The sequence below is a fragment of the Sulfitobacter sp. W074 genome (assembly GCF_025142275.1).
GTDB lineage: Bacteria > Pseudomonadota > Alphaproteobacteria > Rhodobacterales > Rhodobacteraceae > Sulfitobacter > Sulfitobacter profundi.
Map to the genome: position 1 here is coordinate 1,355,174 of NZ_CP081130.1, position 14,991 is coordinate 1,370,164.

Annotated in this window: 17 protein-coding genes; 12 read left to right on the forward strand and 5 right to left on the reverse strand. The window is 63.0% G+C overall.

Annotation, left to right across the window (positions count from 1 at the left end):
* Positions 1-31: 31 nt before the first annotated feature.
* Positions 32-952: a DMT family transporter gene (locus K3762_RS06685; RefSeq protein WP_067915998.1), complete on the forward strand. Its 921-nt coding sequence runs from the start codon at positions 32-34 to the stop codon at positions 950-952.
* Here K3762_RS06685 and K3762_RS06690 read toward each other — a convergent pair.
* Together K3762_RS06690 and K3762_RS06695 are read right to left on the reverse strand one after the other, a co-directional pair.
* Positions 949-1,644 carry an NUDIX hydrolase gene (locus tag K3762_RS06690; RefSeq protein WP_067627603.1) on the reverse strand — a complete coding sequence of 232 codons (696 nt, stop codon included), beginning with the start codon at positions 1,642-1,644 and terminating at the stop codon, positions 949-951. The two genes, K3762_RS06685 and K3762_RS06690, sit on opposite strands and share 4 nt — an antisense overlap.
* Before the next feature lie 42 nt (positions 1,645-1,686).
* Positions 1,687-2,103, reverse strand: coding sequence for a DUF983 domain-containing protein (locus tag K3762_RS06695; RefSeq protein ID WP_132446142.1), 417 nt, complete (start codon positions 2,101-2,103; stop codon positions 1,687-1,689).
* A gap of 219 nt (positions 2,104-2,322) precedes the next feature.
* On the opposite strand from K3762_RS06695, the gene K3762_RS06700 reads away from it, so the two are divergent.
* The 5 genes from K3762_RS06700 to K3762_RS06720 all read left to right on the forward strand — a co-directional run bounded on the left by K3762_RS06700 (position 2,323) and on the right by K3762_RS06720 (position 5,102).
* Positions 2,323-2,925 carry an EF-hand domain-containing protein gene (locus K3762_RS06700; RefSeq protein WP_260012516.1) on the forward strand — a complete coding sequence of 201 codons (603 nt, stop codon included), beginning with the start codon at positions 2,323-2,325 and terminating at the stop codon, positions 2,923-2,925.
* A 46-nt stretch (positions 2,926-2,971) separates the two neighbouring features.
* On the forward strand, positions 2,972-3,568 hold the full coding sequence (locus tag K3762_RS06705) for an RNA polymerase sigma factor (protein ID WP_067626641.1): 597 nt from the start codon (positions 2,972-2,974) through the stop codon (positions 3,566-3,568).
* Positions 3,561-3,950: a hypothetical protein gene (locus K3762_RS06710; protein ID WP_260012519.1), complete on the forward strand. Its 390-nt coding sequence runs from the start codon at positions 3,561-3,563 to the stop codon at positions 3,948-3,950. The genes K3762_RS06705 and K3762_RS06710 overlap by 8 nt, the downstream gene beginning before the upstream one ends.
* A 1-nt stretch (position 3,951) precedes the next feature.
* Positions 3,952-4,470, forward strand: a complete 519-nt coding sequence (locus K3762_RS06715) for a periplasmic heavy metal sensor (protein WP_260012521.1) — start codon at positions 3,952-3,954, stop codon at positions 4,468-4,470.
* 125 nt (positions 4,471-4,595) lie between these two features.
* On the forward strand, positions 4,596-5,102 hold the full coding sequence (locus K3762_RS06720; protein ID WP_120350661.1) for a hypothetical protein: 507 nt from the start codon (positions 4,596-4,598) through the stop codon (positions 5,100-5,102).
* On the opposite strand, the gene K3762_RS06725 is transcribed toward K3762_RS06720, so the two are convergent.
* Genes K3762_RS06725 through K3762_RS06735 form a run of 3 tightly spaced genes read right to left on the reverse strand, consistent with a single transcriptional unit; the run spans position 5,099 to position 7,613 of the window.
* The gene (locus tag K3762_RS06725) at positions 5,099-5,647 is read right to left on the reverse strand and encodes a TadE/TadG family type IV pilus assembly protein (protein ID WP_120350662.1); all 549 of its coding nucleotides are present in this window, start codon (positions 5,645-5,647) and stop codon (positions 5,099-5,101) included. The genes K3762_RS06720 and K3762_RS06725 overlap by 4 nt on opposite strands.
* Positions 5,647-6,186, reverse strand: coding sequence for a TadE/TadG family type IV pilus assembly protein (locus K3762_RS06730; protein WP_120350663.1), 540 nt, complete (start codon positions 6,184-6,186; stop codon positions 5,647-5,649). Before K3762_RS06730 ends, K3762_RS06725 begins: the two co-directional genes overlap by 1 nt.
* Complete coding sequence (locus K3762_RS06735; RefSeq protein WP_260012524.1) at positions 6,183-7,613, reverse strand: Tad domain-containing protein; 1,431 nt, start codon at positions 7,611-7,613, stop codon at positions 6,183-6,185. The genes K3762_RS06730 and K3762_RS06735 overlap by 4 nt, the downstream gene beginning before the upstream one ends.
* A gap of 357 nt (positions 7,614-7,970) precedes the next feature.
* Here K3762_RS06735 and K3762_RS06740 point away from each other — a divergent pair, with 357 nt between their 5' ends.
* From K3762_RS06740 to K3762_RS06765, 6 genes are all read left to right on the forward strand, one after another.
* Positions 7,971-9,401, forward strand: coding sequence for a Glu/Leu/Phe/Val dehydrogenase (locus K3762_RS06740; protein ID WP_120350664.1), 1,431 nt, complete (start codon positions 7,971-7,973; stop codon positions 9,399-9,401).
* A gap of 150 nt (positions 9,402-9,551) precedes the next feature.
* The gene (locus K3762_RS06745; RefSeq protein WP_132446192.1) at positions 9,552-10,805 is read left to right on the forward strand and encodes a sarcosine oxidase subunit beta family protein; all 1,254 of its coding nucleotides are present in this window, start codon (positions 9,552-9,554) and stop codon (positions 10,803-10,805) included.
* Between the two features lie 12 nt (positions 10,806-10,817).
* Complete coding sequence (locus tag K3762_RS06750; RefSeq protein ID WP_132446130.1) at positions 10,818-11,090, forward strand: sarcosine oxidase subunit delta; 273 nt, start codon at positions 10,818-10,820, stop codon at positions 11,088-11,090.
* Complete coding sequence (locus K3762_RS06755) at positions 11,087-14,023, forward strand: sarcosine oxidase subunit alpha family protein (RefSeq protein ID WP_260012528.1); 2,937 nt, start codon at positions 11,087-11,089, stop codon at positions 14,021-14,023. Before K3762_RS06750 ends, K3762_RS06755 begins: the two co-directional genes overlap by 4 nt.
* Positions 14,016-14,552, forward strand: coding sequence for a sarcosine oxidase subunit gamma (locus tag K3762_RS06760; RefSeq protein ID WP_260012530.1), 537 nt, complete (start codon positions 14,016-14,018; stop codon positions 14,550-14,552). The genes K3762_RS06755 and K3762_RS06760 overlap by 8 nt, the downstream gene beginning before the upstream one ends.
* Before the next feature lie 51 nt (positions 14,553-14,603).
* Positions 14,604-14,912, forward strand: coding sequence for a hypothetical protein (locus K3762_RS06765; protein ID WP_206054328.1), 309 nt, complete (start codon positions 14,604-14,606; stop codon positions 14,910-14,912).
* Positions 14,913-14,991 lie beyond the last annotated feature (79 nt).

Here is a 14,991-nt window from a genome sequence, read left to right on the forward strand (position 1 = left end):
ACTGCCGCCCGGCTTCGGCCTATAGGCTGTTATGGACAGTATTTTCGCGCCCGATCTGTGGGTCCTCGTCACCCTTGCCGCCGCCACGTTTCAAACCGGGCGCTTCATGCTGCAAAAGCATTTGGCGACCGATACGCTGTCGGCGGGCGGGGCGACGTTTTCGCGGTTTCTCTACTCCGCGCCCTTCATCGCGCTGCTGTTGCCGCTCTATCTGGGCCTTAGCGGGCAGGCGCTGCCCGCGCTAGGGCCGGGGTTCTGGCTGTACGGTGCGATGGGCGGCACGGCGCAGATCATGGCGACGGTCTGTGTGGTGCTGCTGTTCAAGCAACGCAATTTTGCCGTCGGCATCACCTTTAAGAAGACCGAAGTGATCCAGACCGTGCTGATGGGCTGGATCGTGCTGGGCGAAGGTGTGTCGGGCGCGGGGTTTTCCGCCATTGCGCTTGGCGTGGTGGGGCTGCTGCTTCTGTCCGGCGGGGCCGAGGCCAAGGGGCTGCGGTTGGCCGATCTGCGCAACCGCGCGGCGGGGCTGGGGATCGCTTCGGGGTTTTTGTTCGCCATTTCGGCGGTCTGCTATCGCGGCGCGTCGCTGGCCGTGGTCTCTGACGATCCGCTGCTACGCGCGGGCGTGACGCTGGCGGCGGTGGTGCTGATGCAGACGCTGATCATGGCCGTTTGGCTGCGCCTGCGCGAGCCGGGGCAGATGCGCCGGGTTTGGGCGGCGCGGCGGGTGGCGGTCTGGATTGGACTGACCTCGATGGGTGGCTCGCTGTGCTGGTTCATCGCCTTCACCCTGCAAAACGCGGCCTATGTGAAGGCTTTGGGGCAGGTGGAGTTGATGCTGAGCATCGCCGCCTCAACTCTGTTTTTCCGCGAAAGGATCTCGCGCCGGGAATGGGCGGGGATGGCCGTGCTGGCGCTGTCGATCCTGGCGCTGGTGCTGGCGACTTAGCCCGTCATCGGGCGGCCATGCAGACGCAGGAACAGGCTCTCTTCGTCGTTGTTTTTGAAAAACGGGACCGAGGCGGGCGGATTGGTATCGCGCGCGCGGGCGGCGACTTCGGCGAGCACGACCTCGGTGATGAAGGGCATGTCAAACGACCGCGCCCGGCTGAGCGGCACCCATTGCAGATGCGAAAGCTCATCACAGGCGGCGTCGAAATCATCGGGGTCACTGGCGATGTCTTCGGCGTCGACCAAAAAGAACCGCGCATCAAAGCGGCGCGGACGGCCCGGAGGTGTCAGCGCGCGAAACACGAATTGCAGGGCAGAGGCGTCGGGCAAGTGCCCCGTAGCGGCAAAGGTCTGCCAATCGGCGGGCACGTCGCCCTCCCACGCGCCCTTGCGGCCCAGCACCAGACCGGTCTCCTCCCACAACTCACGAATGGCGGCGACGGCGATGGCATGGGCCAAGGACGGTTCGGCGTCATCGCAAAGCCTGCCGTGACAGAGCGCGTTCACCGGCGCGGCCAGCGGCACCTGCGCATCGGTCGCATCGACTGCACCGCCGGGAAAAACGAATTTATTGGGCATGAATGCCGCCTTGGCCCCGCGCTGCCCCATCAGGATATGCGGGGTCACATGGCGGTCGCGCAGCACGATCACCGTGGCGGCGTTGCGGATTTTGGTCTTGTCGATGGTCATGCGGCGATGCTCCGGCGGTCAGGGGCCGAAGGGCGGGCCGCGCTAGGTGGTGCCGCCGAAGCCGCCCATCCTTTTGGCCCATTGAAAGCCGATCATGGCCCCCTTCAGTCTGGGCAGAAGGTAGAGGGACAGCGCCGTGCAGCCAACCGCAAAAATGGTGAACAGGGTCAAAGGCTCGGGCCGCCAGACCACAAAGGCGATGTGCAGCCCCGGGGCCAGCAGGTGGCCGACCAGAAGAATGGTCAGATAGGCTGGGCCATCATCGGCGCGGTGGTGGTGAAACTCTTGGCGGCAGACGGCGCAGTCGTCATTCACCTTAAGATAGCCGTGCAACAACTGACCGCCCCCACAAGAGGGGCATTTGCCGCGCCAGCCGCGCAGCATGGCGGGCAGGCGAGGCCGCTCTTCGCTGTCTTGCGTCTCGGCAGTGTCGGGGGCCAATTGCTGTGTCTGTGACATAGGGGCGATCCTTTGGTTGAGGGGTAGATGCAGGCTGGGGCGTGAAAAGAAAAGACTTGAGGACGCCGTTGCGGCGCCATGTCGCGCAGGGGGCGGGGCTTTGCCGACTTTTTGAAAAAACTTCGGGTTCGAGCGACGGAAGTTCTGGCGCCAGCCGTTTGACCCTGTGATCGCGGCGCAAAAGCGTGAGACGATCTTTAAAAAACGAGGAGTATCAAGATGACCATTCGTACCAATATGAAGATCGCAGCCCTCAGCGGATTGTTGGCCATCGGTGCCGTCGCCGCCACCGCGCAGCCAAGTGGGCAGGACCGGTTCCAGCAGCTTGACGCTGACGGCAACGGCGAGATCACACAGGCAGAGTTTCAAGCCCACGCCGAGGCGCGTTTCGCCAAGGTTGATGCCGATGGCGACGGTTTCGTGACTGGCGAAGAGCTGAAAGCCGCAGGCGAGGCACGCAAGGCCGAGCGTTCGGCCAAGATGCTGGAGCGGTTCGACACCGACGGCAACGGCAGCCTTGATGCCTCTGAACTGGAAGCCATGGGTGACAAACGCGGTGACAAGCGCGACGGCAAAAAGGACGGCAAGCGCGGTCACAAAGGCGGCGAGCGCATGATCGAGCGTATGGACGCCAATGACGACGGCAAGCTGTCGATGGAAGAAATGACGCAGCGCCACGACCCCGCCAAGATGTTCGAGCGTCTGGACAAGGACGAGAACGGCAGCATCAGCGCCGAAGAGTTCGAAGCGGCGAAGAAAATGCATGGCAAGCGCCACGGCAAGGGCCAGAAGATGGACCATGACAAGCCGCAGCGCGACTAAATGATGCGCCGGGCGCGCTTGATCATGGCGCGCCCGGGCCTTAGCGATGGACGGGATGCAGGATTTGTCCGACGAGCAGCACGATGCGGATGCCGAGTTGTTGCAGCGCTACGCCAGCGGCGATGCGGCGGCGGCGCGGCTGTTGACGGCCCGGCTGGTGCCGCGCATTCACGGCCATGCGCTGCGGGTGCTCGGCGACCGTGCCGAGGCAGAGGATGTGGCCCAAGAAGCGATGCTGCGGCTGTGGCGTCAGGCGCCAAAGTGGCGCGCAGGTGAGGCCAAGGTCACCACATGGCTTTATCGCGTCGTGGCCAACCTTTGCACTGACCGTCTGCGCCGTCGTGGCGCGGGGGCGGCAGGGCTTGATGACGTGGCCGAGCCGGTCGATCCGACGCCGGGTGCCGCACAGAAGATGCAGCAGGCCGCCCGTGTGGATGCGCTGCAACAGGCGCTGGCCAGCCTGCCCGACCGGCAGCGTCAGGCGGTGGTGCTGCGCCACATTGACGGTATGGCAAACCCCGAAATTGCCGAAGTCTTGGGCATTGGGGTCGAAGCGGTGGAGAGCCTGACCGCACGGGGCAAACGGGCGTTGGCCGCGCAGCTATCTGCGCAACGGGACGCATTGGGGTTTGAAAATGAATGACTTTGACGACGCATTAAGTGATGGGGCATTGAGTGACGCCGCACTGGAAAATTTCTTTGCCGCAGCCCGGGCTACTCCGCCACAGGTCTCTGCCGATCTGCAAGCGCGGGTTCTGGCCGATGCCGAAGCGCATATGCCCAAAGCAGCGCGCCAGCCGTTGCACCAAGCACTTTGGCAGCTTTTGGGTGGTGCGGCGGGGCTAAGCGGTCTTGCCACTGCCGCGGCGGTTGGGATTTGGGTCGGCGTCGCCCCGCCCGAGGGCATGCCGGATCTCGCCGGACAATTCGTCTCTGGCACATGGACGGCCGAGACATTGGACACGGGCGAAGCCGATACAGGCACCGAACTGGGTGGTTTTGGCTGGGACATGGAGGAAAGTTGAGATGACACAGGTTCCCACACCACGGCGCAGGCGACTGATGCGCTTGGCGCTTGGTCTGTCGCTGGCGCTGAACGTGATGATCCTCGGCGCGCTTGGCGGTGCGATGTGGCGTCATGGCGGGCCGGGGCCGCGCGGCGATGGCGATCTGCCGGGGCTGCGCAGCTATGCTTCGCCCTATGTGCAGGCGCTGCCGCCCGAAGCGCGGCGCGATCTGCACGGCAAGATGCGCAGCAGCGGCAAGGCGCATCACCTCGACCGGGCGGCACGGCGCGCGCTTTATGACGAGATGCTTGCCGCGCTGCGGGCAGAGCCGTTTCAGGCGGATGTGGCCGCGGCGGTGCTCGCCGCGCAAGGAGAGGCTGCGGCCAGTGTTCAAACCGTGGCCCATAACGCATGGCTGGCCGAGGTCAGCGCGATGGATGCCGCCGCCCGCAAAGCCTATGCCGACAAGCTGCAAGAGCGGTTGCAAGCCGGGCACGCCCGCAAAAGAGACAAGCGCGAGGGCAAGGCTGAGCGTTAATCGGGCAGGGCGCCCCCGGGCGCGCGGTCTTGCCCTTTGCGGGGCGGCGGGCTAGGCCGAGGGCGAATGAAATCGGCAGGCGGCGGCAGGCGTGCGGCCCCATTGCCCCTCAGAAAGCCCGGCCGATGACCGATACCCCCCAGACGATGCACAGCGGCGCGGAAACCGTGCTGGCCAGGGCCAAAGCCTCTCCCGCGCGGCGCGGGGTGGGGCTTTTGTCGCTGGCGGGGCTGGGGCTGTTGCTGATCTATTCCGCGCTCACCCGTTCGCCCGATCCGGGGTGGCAGATCGCGCTGGCGCTGGTGGGGCTGGGCTTCATCGGCATTGCCGAATTGATGCGCCGCTCAACCGCCAGCGGCGTGGAACTCACCAATGAGGCGCTGCGCGATGCCGATGGCCGGGTGATCGTCCGCATCGACGAAATCGCCCGCATTGATCAGGGGGCTTTCGCGGTCAAACCCTCAAACGGTTTCCTGCTCAAGACCAACCGCCGCGTGGCGCGGGGCTGGCGCTTGGGCCTGTGGTGGAGCCTTGGCCGCCGTATTGGTGTTGGTGGCATGACCCCGGCCAACGAAACCAAGCTGATCGCCGAGATCATCCGCGCCAAACTGGCCGAGCGTGACGCGGCTTAACCGTCTGACCAGACCGTGCGCGGCGCATAGCGCGGACGGGTGAAGACGAAGTTATAGATATCGCGGCGCTCGAGCCCGGTTTTGAACAGTGGCTCGAAATCGCGCCATGTCTCGACCAAGGTGACACGTTCGTTGTTGGGCATCACCGGCAGCTTGTCGTGCCAATTGCGCACGTCATCGCTGGTCAGAGGGGTGGGGGTGCCGCGCACCTGCGACCAATCCGTATGGTAGCGGTTGTTGGCCTCATCATACCAAATCGAGCTGACCCGCATGTCGGTTTGCCCTGTGCCACGGGTGAGATATTCGAAAAGTTGCTGCATTCCTTGCAGGTAGTCTGGGTCAATCGCCTGCGTCTCCCGCGAGATGGCATCGCCCACGGTATAGGCCGCCGTCTGGTTGAGGTTATACATGCGGAAGGTGTCAAAGGTCGAATACATGGCCAGATAGGCCCAGAACATCAACGGCAGCATGATCACCGTTTCAACGGCGATCGAGCCGTCTTCGCGCCCTTTGAACCGGGCCAGCAGAGAGATGAGCGTACGCATCAGTTCGGCTCCTGTACGAAGGCCGCGCTTGAGACCATGGAAACACGGCCCGCGCCGTCTTTCTCAAGGGCATAGCCAAGGCCGGTGGTCGGAAAGAAAGGTTTAAACCGGGCACAGGCGCGCAGCAGCATCAACTGATGCTCGACCCCGAGGGTCCAGCCGCGCACCGGTTTGGGGTCTTCGGAGGTGTCGACGCAATCGGGTGACTGATCGAAACTTGCAAAATTGCGCGGATCCACTTGGATCATCTCAAGACGCAGGACTTCGCTGCAGTCTTCCAAGTAGATCGCGGATTCACAGATTTTGTCCTTGATGGTCTGATGCGTCATCGGTGTGTTGGTGTTTAGCCGGACATAGCGCACCGTCATGTCCAAGCCCCGATCAAGGAGCATGTGGCGGATGGCGTAAAAGCTCATTTCGACCGACATAAGCAGACAGCCAAACAGCAGCGGCGACAGGATGGCGAATTCTATCAGCATCGCCGATCCATCCTCATCGCCGCGAAACCGGCGCCATGCTTTGATGCTGCGTTGTATCATTGCGTCAGCCTCAACTGGTTGATTTGCCGGGCGATGGCCTCAAAGGCGCTGACGATCTCGACCCCTTCGACGCGGAAGAAATGGCTGTCGGAAGAGGCGCAGTTTTTCATGACCGACGCGCCATGGTCGGTCACCTCAAAGCCGATCGACCAGATCACGATGCCCTTGGCCTTGGCCGCGTCGCAGATGTTGTCCAACAGGGCGTCGGCCCGCGAGGCGGTGTATTTGGTGTAATACCAGCGGTATTGCTCGCTTGAGCGGACATTGCGGTTGAGCCACCAATAAAAGGGGTAATCGCTCCAGTGGCGGTAGTGGTCCATGTTGGCATAGACCTGCGGGTTGATCCGGCGGGTGGTCACGTTCACGCCGTCAGTCATCAGGATCACTGTCTTAAGCGTCTCGATATCATCATAGGCCGCAGGGCGATCTTGAAATGCAGCCTCGCCACCCGTGGCCTGGTTGATCGCCCGGAAGGACGGGTCGAGCAGGGCCACGCCCCATTTCATCCCCAGATGGATGGCAGTATTCGCGCGGGGCTGGAAATTTGAGATACGGGCCTTCAGCGCGGCGGCGTTCTGCGAGAAGGCGGCCACCTCTTCATAGCTTTGTTTCGGGCAGCCGGGATTATAGATGTTGTCATAGCGCCCGGTGTTCTCGCGGTCATAGCCGTTCCAGCTATATCCCGCCTCGAAATGCTGCATATGCTCATAGCTGCGGGTCTGGCTGATGGCGGTGAGATCAAATTCGCTGTCGTCAAAATCAACGCAGTGCGAAAAGGAGTGCAGTTGGGTGACGTTCAGCTCATTCATGATGTCCTGCCCGACGTTCACCTGCGCGGTATAGGGCACCACCGAGATTGAGATCAGGTCGGCGTTCTTGGGTTTGATCACCGTGTCGATGAAGGCATCGCTTGCATCGTGTAGGTTGGCCATTTTGCCGTTCTCCCGCATGGAGCCGGAGATATCGAGCACCATGGAAATCTCGACCTTGTTCACCTTTTCCTCGGCTTGGGATTTGGCGGGGACCCGCAGGTTGTCTTGGCCGAATTTGCTCATGAACATGGTGTTCAGGGTATGGGAGGCATCGACCGTGACGCGGCGGTAGTTCAGCCCTTCTTCGACCGTGACGCTTGAGACATATTCGGCCAGCCCTGCCTTGTCGAAATAGTCGCGGGCCACAGCTTCGGGGCTGAGCGTCTGATCTAGGTCAGCTGCCGCCAGCACGGCGCGGTCGGCCACGGCCTGCACCAGAGAGCGTTCACGCTCATGGCGCATCAGGTCCACCCCGACACCGCCCAAAAGGATCATCAACAGGATCATCAGAATGGCGAAAAACGTGACCAACCCGTCTTCTTCCCGCGCAAAACGCCGAAGCAGCGCGGGCAGGGGCCGCGGGGAATGTTCCGAACTGTGAGATGTCTTGCGCATCGTCATCAACCTTTCTTCCTGTGGCGTCCTGCGGGCACCAAAGGGAATGGGCGGCATTTGCCTTGCCCTTGTTGTGCTGTGGGAAAGTGTCCAGAGTTTGGCGCATCTGGGGCAATAGGCAGCGTTCCGGGCAGGTTTTCATGGAAATGACCCACCTAGCACTGGCTGATTTCCACCGAACGGGGAGGGCGTGTTTCCCGGCCCTACCCAGGGTTGATAAAGTTTTGCAAATCGCGCTGAATTAGGTCGCACCCCGTCATGAGGCGTCCTACGGTGCGGCAGCATGCCCCTAGGGCAGCCAGATGAGTCGCGCCCCGCAACAGAGGTAACGCGGCCAGACAAGAAGAGGAGAGACCGATGAATCCAGCCAATGAGCCGAGTTTCCGCGACAGTGTGGACCTGATGTTCAACCGCGCGGTCGCGCTGATGGATTTGCCACCCGGTCTTGAAGAGAAAATCCGCGTCTGTAACGCCACCTACACGGTGCGTTTCGGCGTCCGCCTGCGGGGCCGTATGCATACTTTCACCGGCTACCGCTCGGTGCATTCGGAACATATGGAGCCTGTGAAGGGCGGCATCCGCTACTCCATGGCCGTGAACCAGAACGAGGTAGAAGCGCTGGCGGCGCTGATGACCTATAAATGCGCCTTGGTCGAAGCGCCCTTTGGCGGGTCCAAGGGCGGGCTTTGCATTGATCCGCGCGACTACGACGAGCATGAGCTAGAGTTGATCACCCGGCGTTTTGCCTATGAGCTGATCAAACGCGATATGATCAACCCCGCGCAGAACGTGCCCGCCCCCGACATGGGCACTGGCGAGCGCGAGATGGCGTGGATCGCGGATCAATACAAACGCATGAACACCACCGACATCAACGGTGTCGCCTGTGTCACCGGCAAGCCGATCAACGCAGGCGGCATCCAAGGCCGGACCGAGGCGACGGGCCGGGGCGTGCAATATGCGTTGCAAGCCTTCTTCCGTGATCCCGAGGGGCTAAAGAAAGCCGGTCTGAGCGGTAAGCTTGAGGGCAAGCGGGTCATCATTCAGGGTCTCGGCAATGTGGGCTATCACGCCGCCAAGTTCCTGAGCGAAGAGGATGGCGCAAAGATCACCGCAATCATCGAACGCGATGGCGCGCTGCACAGCGAAGACGGGCTGAACGTCGAAGCCGTGCACAAGTGGATCGAAAAGCACGGCAGCATCAAAGGCTACGCTGATGCGAAGTTTGAGGAAGATGGCGCCAAGTTTTTGGAAGCAGAATGCGATATCTTGATCCCTGCCGCGCTTGAAGGTGTCATCAACCTCAGCAATGCCGAGCGTATCCAAGCGCCGCTGATCATCGAGGCCGCCAACGGCCCTGTGACCGCCGGGGCGGATGAGGTGCTGCGCAAGAAGGGCACGGTCATCGTGCCGGATATGTATGCCAACGCGGGCGGTGTGACGGTCTCGTACTTCGAGTGGGTCAAGAACCTTAGCCACATCCGCTTTGGCCGTATGCAGCGCCGCGCCGAGGAATCGCGTCACCAACTGGTGGTGGACGAGCTTGAGCGGCTGAGCGCGGACAAGCAACTGGGTTGGACGCTGAGCCCGAACTTCAAAGAGAAGTACCTGCGCGGCGCGGGCGAGTTGGAGCTGGTTCGCTCTGGCTTGGACGACACGATGCGCACGGCCTATGAGGCGATGGCGCATGTCTGGCACAGCCGCGACGACGTCGATGACCTGCGCACGGCCGCCTATCTGGTCTCGATTGAAAAGGTGGCGGCGAGCTATCACGCCAAAGGGCTTTGAGGGGGCGTATTTCCCCTTAAGTGAACGAAAAAGGGGCGCAGTGCGCCCCTTTTTGCTGACCGGGCCCACGATGGGGGCAGAGGGCGTTTTCGGTCATTGATACTTGCGCTTCAAGTTGCTTGACTGCGGCAAGACCGGGGGAGGCGAATGATGCGATTTTCAGGACTGCGGGTGTTGCGCGAAGGTTTGACCGGCAATCGCGGTTGGACAGCGCAATGGCGCGATCCAGAGCCGCAGGCGGAATATGACGCGGTGATTATCGGGGGGGGCGGCCATGGGCTGAGCACGGCCTATTACCTCGCCAAAAACCACGGGATGACCAATATCGCGGTGCTTGAGAAAGGCTATCTGGGCGGTGGCAACGTGGGGCGCAACACCACGATTGTGCGGGGCAATTACTTTTTGCCGGGCAATTCCGAGTTCTACAGCCATTCGCTGAAGCTCTGGGAAGGGCTGTCGGAGGAATTGAACTACAACGTCATGTTCAGCCAACGCGGGGTGATCACGCTGTTTCACTCCGACGCACAGCGCGACGCCTCGGCCCGGCGCGGCAATGCGATGATCAACCAAGGCGACGACGCGGAACTCTTGGGCCGCGACGACTTGCGAAAATTGCTGCCTTATCTGGACTACGACAACGGCCGTTTTCCCATCCATGGCGGGTTGCTGCACCGGCGCGGCGGCACCGCGCGGCATGATGCGGTGGCATGGGGCTATGCGCGCGGCGCGGACCAGCGCGGCGTCGATCTGATCCAGCAATGCGAGGTCACCGGCATCGACATCGAGAATGGCAAGGTGCGCGGCGTAGAGACCACGCGCGGGCCGATCCGGGCCAAGAAGGTGGCGATTGTGACAGCGGGGCGCTCGGGCCAAGTGGCCGCGATGGCCGGGATGCGCCTGCCGATTGAGAGCCATGTATTGCAAGCCTTCGTGACCGAGGGGCTGAAGCCGGTGATCGACCATGTGGTGAGCTTCGGCATGGGGCATTTCTATATCAGCCAGTCCGACAAGGGCGGATTGGTCTTTGGCGGCGATCTGGATTTCTATGCCTCCTACGCGCAGCGCGGCAATATGCCGATGATGGAACATGTGATGGAGGCGGGGATGACCCTGATGCCGATGCTCGGCAAGGCCCGTGTGCTGCGTTCTTGGGGTGGGATCATGGACATGACCCCCGATGGCAGCCCGATCATCGACAAGACTGATACGCAAGGTTTGTTCATCGATTGCGGCTGGTGTTACGGCGGCTTCAAAGCGGTGCCGGCCTCGGGCTATGCGCTGGCGCATCTGATGGCCACCGGGCAACACCATGAGACGGCGGCGGGCCTTAGGCTCGACCGTTTCCGCTCGGGCGAAGGTCTGATGGATGAAGAGGCCACCGGGTCTCAGCACAACTTGCATTGAGGGAGGGCGACCATGCGGATTGAATGCCCCATCTGCGGCAGCCGGGACCGGCGAGAGTTCTATTATCGCGGCGACGCCATCGCCTTGGCGCGGCCAGCACCTGATGCTGGCGACGATGTCTGGGACGGCTACCTCCACCTGCGCGACAACCCGGCAGGGCAGACGCGCGATCTGTGGCAGCATGAGAGCGGTTGCGGCGCGTGGCTGGTCGTCACCCGCGATACGGTGACCCATGCGGTGCAGGCCGTGGAACTGGCATCTGATGTGAAAAGGGCCATGGCATGAGGATCGCAGGGCGCGGATTGATTGACCGGGACAAGCCGGTCAGATTCACCTTCGACGGGCGGCGCTATGACGGCTTTGCGGGCGATACGGTCGCCTCGGCCATGCTGGCGAACGGGCAGCGGCTGATGGGGCGGTCGTTCAAATACCACCGCCCGCGCGGGGTGCTCAGCGCGGGCAGCGAAGAGCCGAACGCGCTGGTGACCACAGGTGTCGGTCCCGCGTCAGAGCCTAACGTTCGCGCCACGATGCAAGAGATTTACGAGGGGCTGGCGGTGCGCAGCCAGAACGCTTGGCCGAGCCTCGATTTTGATCTGATGGCGGTAAACGACCTTGGCGCGCCCTTTCTGGGGGCGGGGTTCTATTACAAGACATTCATGTGGCCGCGCCGGTTCTGGCGACATGTCTACGAGCCGGTGATCCGCCGTGCTGCGGGGCTTGGTCGGCTGAGCGGTCAACCCAATGCCGATGCCTATGAGAAAGCCTATGCCTTTTGCGACCTATTGGTCATCGGCGCGGGGCCGGCGGGGTTGATGGCGGCGCTGACGGCTGCGCGGGCTGGGGCCGATGTGATCCTCGCCGACGAAGACGCGCTGATGGGCGGGCGGCTCAATGCCGAGAACGAGAGTATCGGTGGCCAACCGGGTCACACATGGGCAGCGGGAATGGTGGCGGAACTGGCCGCGATGGAGAACGTCCGCCTGATGCCGCGCACGACGGTCACCGGGGCCTATGACGGCGGCATGTTCGGCGCGCTCGAACGGGTCAACCAACACCGCGCGCGGCGCGGCGAGGGTGCGCCGCTGGAATGTTTCTGGCGCATCGCGGCCAAGCAATCGATCCTTGCGGCAGGCGCGTTAGAGCGCCCCGTGGCCTTCGCCAACAACGACCGCCCCGGCATCATGACGGCAGGCGCGGTGCGGGCCTATCTCAACCGTTGGGGCGTGGCACCGGGCAAGCAAGTGGCGGTCTTTGGCAACAACGACGACGCCCACCGCACAGCGCGCGATCTGGCAGCGGCGGGGGTGCATGTGGCTGCATTGATCGACAGCCGCGAGGGGGTCAGCATTGAAGGCGCGGATTTTCCGGTGCTGCGCGGTGCCGTGGTCTGCAACGCTTCGGGCCGCAAGGAATTGGAGGCCGTGACCATCCGCACAGCGGGCGGAGAGCACAAGATACAGGCTGACTGTCTGGCCATGTCGGGCGGCTGGAATCCTTCGCTGCATCTGACCTGTCATCTGGGCGGGCGACCGACGTGGGAGCCCGATATTCACGCCTTCGTCCCAACCCCCGGCGCTGTGCCGGGGATGCATGTGGCGGGGGCCTGCAACGGCACCTTCTCGACCCACGGCTGCCTTGCCGCGGGTGTAGCCGCGGCCGGGGACGCGCTGGAGGCGCTGGGCTGCAAAGCAGAGGCCGTGGACCTGCCGCAGGCCGATGATGCGCCATACACTCTCAAACCCCTCTGGGCGGTGCCGGGCAAGGGCCGGGCGTGGCTCGATTTTCAGAACGATGTCTGTGTGAAAGACGTGCAGCAGGCGGCGGCAGAAAACTTCCGCTCGGTCGAGCATATGAAACGCTACACGACCCAAGGCATGGCACCCGATCAGGGTAAAAACTCAAACGTTGCGGCGCTGGCGGTGCTGGCCGATGCCACGGGGCGCGGCATTGCCGAGACGGGCACGACCACCTTCCGCCCGCCCTATACCCCGGTTGCGATTGCAGCGATGGGCGCGGGCGGGCAGGGCAAGGGCTTTGCGCCCGAACGGCTGACGACCAGCCACGCGGCCAGCCTTGCCATGAACGCCCCGATGGTGGAGGCGGGGCTGTGGTATCGCCCCAGCTATTTCCCGCGCGGGCAGGAACGCAACTGGCGGCAGTCCTGTGACCGGGAGGTCGGTTTTGTGCGCAACACGGTTGGGGTCTGCGATGTCTCGACCTTGGGCAAGATCGACATTCAAGGGCCGGATTCGGCCAAGCTGCTCGATCTGGTTTATACGAATAAGTTCAGCACCTTGAAGGTCGGCAAAGTGCGCTACGGGTTGATGCTGCGCGAGGATGGTTTCGTCATGGACGACGGCACCTGCGCGCGGTTGGGGGAGACGCATTACCTGATGACCACCACCACCGGCGCTGCCGGTGAGGTGATGCGCCATCTGGAATTCGTGACGCAATGTCTGCATCCCGAATGGCAGGTGCATCTGTCTTCGGTCACCGAACAATGGGCCCAATTCGCCGTGGCGGGGCCGAAGTCTCGTGAATTGCTGAATGGGCTGCTGGAGCAGCCGATCGACAATGACAGCTTTCCCTTCATGGCCTGTGGTGACGTGTGGCTCGGCGGTGTCGCGGCGCGGCTGTTCCGCATCTCTTTCTCTGGCGAACATGCCTATGAAATCGCGGTGCCCGCGCGCTATGGCGCGGCGCTGTTCGATCTGCTGGTCGCGCGGGCCGAGGCGCTGGAGGGCGGCGCCTACGGGATGGAGGCGCTGAACGTGCTGCGGTTGGAAAAGGGCCATATCACCCATGCAGAGATTGATGGGCGCGCCACGGCGGGCGACATCGGCATGGAGCGCATGGTGTCGGACGGCAAGGACTGTATCGGCAAGACCATGTCGGAACGCCCCGGCCTGCGCGATCCAAGCCGCGCGCAACTGGTGGGGCTGCGGCCTGTGGGCGCGGTGAAGCAGTTGACCGCAGGGGCGTTTCTGTTCGAGGCCGGGGCCGTGGCCACGCGCGAGAATGTGCAGGGGCATACGACTTCGGTCGGTTTTGCGCCGGATGTCGGTACCTTTGTCGGACTGGGCTTTGTTACCCGGGGCCGCGCACGGTATGGGGAGGTGATGCGCATGGTCGACCATCTGCGCGAAATCGAGGCCGAGGTGGAGATCTGCGCCCCGGTCTTTGTGGACCCGGAAGGAGGGCGCGCCCGTGGTTGAATTGAAAGCGCAAACGCCGTTCGGCGAGCTGCTCCCGCTGCACATCGGTGACATGACGGTGGCGGCCCGTGATCTGGGCCAGTTGACCGTACTGGGCGTGTCTGATCGGGCGGGCCTCTCCAAAGCGCTTGAGGCGGCCCATGGGGTTGCACTGCCAGAGCCACTTCAGAGCACCGCTGAGGGCGATGCCCAATGCCTGTGGTTTGGCCGGGAAGAGGCGCTGCTTGTCGGGCCTACGCCTGATGAGGCGCTTGCGAAACATGCAGCCCTCGTCGATGTCTCAGACGGATGGGCGGTGGCGGAATTGCAGGGGCCGGGGGCCGAGGATGTGCTGGCGCGATTGGCCCCGGTGGACCTGCGCGATGCGGCGTTCAAATCCGGCCAGACCCTGCGCAGCGCGTTGCGCGACATGCCTGCCTCGATCACCCGCACTGAGACCGGCTTCCTGCTGATGGTCTATCGGTCGATGGCCGCCACTTTGGTGCAGGAGTTGCGCCGCGCTATGGAAGCGGTGGCATCGCGGCGCTAGGTTGTCCGGCGGGGGCCCGAATCCCCGTTTGGCAAACAACGGAGCATAGACATGAACAAAACGATTTTCGCCGCTTTGGCCGCGATCAGCATGGCGGTCTCGGGCCCGGCGCTGGCAGCCTCGAAAAAAGAAGACAGCTGTATGCATCAGGCCGCCGTGGTCGCCGCCGTGCAGCAGGCGCGGCTTGATCGCGTGAAGGAACGCGAAGTGCCTGCCGCCGTGAAGGCCAAGGCGACATGGCCCGAAAGCTTTAACACCGCGATCCCGCTGGTGACCCCTTGGGTTTATGAGATGAAAATGCACGACGTGAAAAAGAACGATCTCTCCGCCGCGTGGAAAGAAATGTGCCTCGCGCAGTAAGCTAACAAACACCATGCCGGGCAGGGGCGCTGCCCGGCATGGAAAGGCGCTTTGCCGCCCGTGGCTGACCTGCCTCCTC

Excerpts from the sequence above, each read along its gene's own strand:
- K3762_RS06715 (WP_260012521.1), top strand. The coding sequence starts at position 3,952 with ATGACACAGGTTCCCACACCACGGCGCAGGCGACTGATGCGCTTGGCG.
- K3762_RS06695 (WP_132446142.1), bottom strand. The coding sequence starts at position 2,103 with ATGTCACAGACACAGCAATTGGCCCCCGACACTGCCGAGACGCAAGAC.
- K3762_RS06685 (WP_067915998.1), top strand. The coding sequence starts at position 32 with ATGGACAGTATTTTCGCGCCCGATCTGTGGGTCCTCGTCACCCTTGCC.
- K3762_RS06705 (WP_067626641.1), top strand. The coding sequence starts at position 2,972 with ATGGACGGGATGCAGGATTTGTCCGACGAGCAGCACGATGCGGATGCC.
- K3762_RS06765 (WP_206054328.1), top strand. The coding sequence starts at position 14,604 with ATGAACAAAACGATTTTCGCCGCTTTGGCCGCGATCAGCATGGCGGTC.
- K3762_RS06750 (WP_132446130.1), top strand. The coding sequence starts at position 10,818 with ATGCGGATTGAATGCCCCATCTGCGGCAGCCGGGACCGGCGAGAGTTC.
- K3762_RS06720 (WP_120350661.1), top strand. The coding sequence starts at position 4,596 with ATGACCGATACCCCCCAGACGATGCACAGCGGCGCGGAAACCGTGCTG.
- K3762_RS06725 (WP_120350662.1), bottom strand. The coding sequence starts at position 5,647 with ATGCGTACGCTCATCTCTCTGCTGGCCCGGTTCAAAGGGCGCGAAGAC.
- K3762_RS06755 (WP_260012528.1), top strand. The coding sequence starts at position 11,087 with ATGAGGATCGCAGGGCGCGGATTGATTGACCGGGACAAGCCGGTCAGA.
- K3762_RS06690 (WP_067627603.1), bottom strand. The coding sequence starts at position 1,644 with ATGACCATCGACAAGACCAAAATCCGCAACGCCGCCACGGTGATCGTG.
- K3762_RS06740 (WP_120350664.1), top strand. The coding sequence starts at position 7,971 with ATGAATCCAGCCAATGAGCCGAGTTTCCGCGACAGTGTGGACCTGATG.
- K3762_RS06745 (WP_132446192.1), top strand. The coding sequence starts at position 9,552 with ATGCGATTTTCAGGACTGCGGGTGTTGCGCGAAGGTTTGACCGGCAAT.
- K3762_RS06710 (WP_260012519.1), top strand. The coding sequence starts at position 3,561 with ATGAATGACTTTGACGACGCATTAAGTGATGGGGCATTGAGTGACGCC.
- K3762_RS06700 (WP_260012516.1), top strand. The coding sequence starts at position 2,323 with ATGACCATTCGTACCAATATGAAGATCGCAGCCCTCAGCGGATTGTTG.
- K3762_RS06735 (WP_260012524.1), bottom strand. The coding sequence starts at position 7,613 with ATGCGCAAGACATCTCACAGTTCGGAACATTCCCCGCGGCCCCTGCCC.
- K3762_RS06730 (WP_120350663.1), bottom strand. The coding sequence starts at position 6,186 with ATGATACAACGCAGCATCAAAGCATGGCGCCGGTTTCGCGGCGATGAG.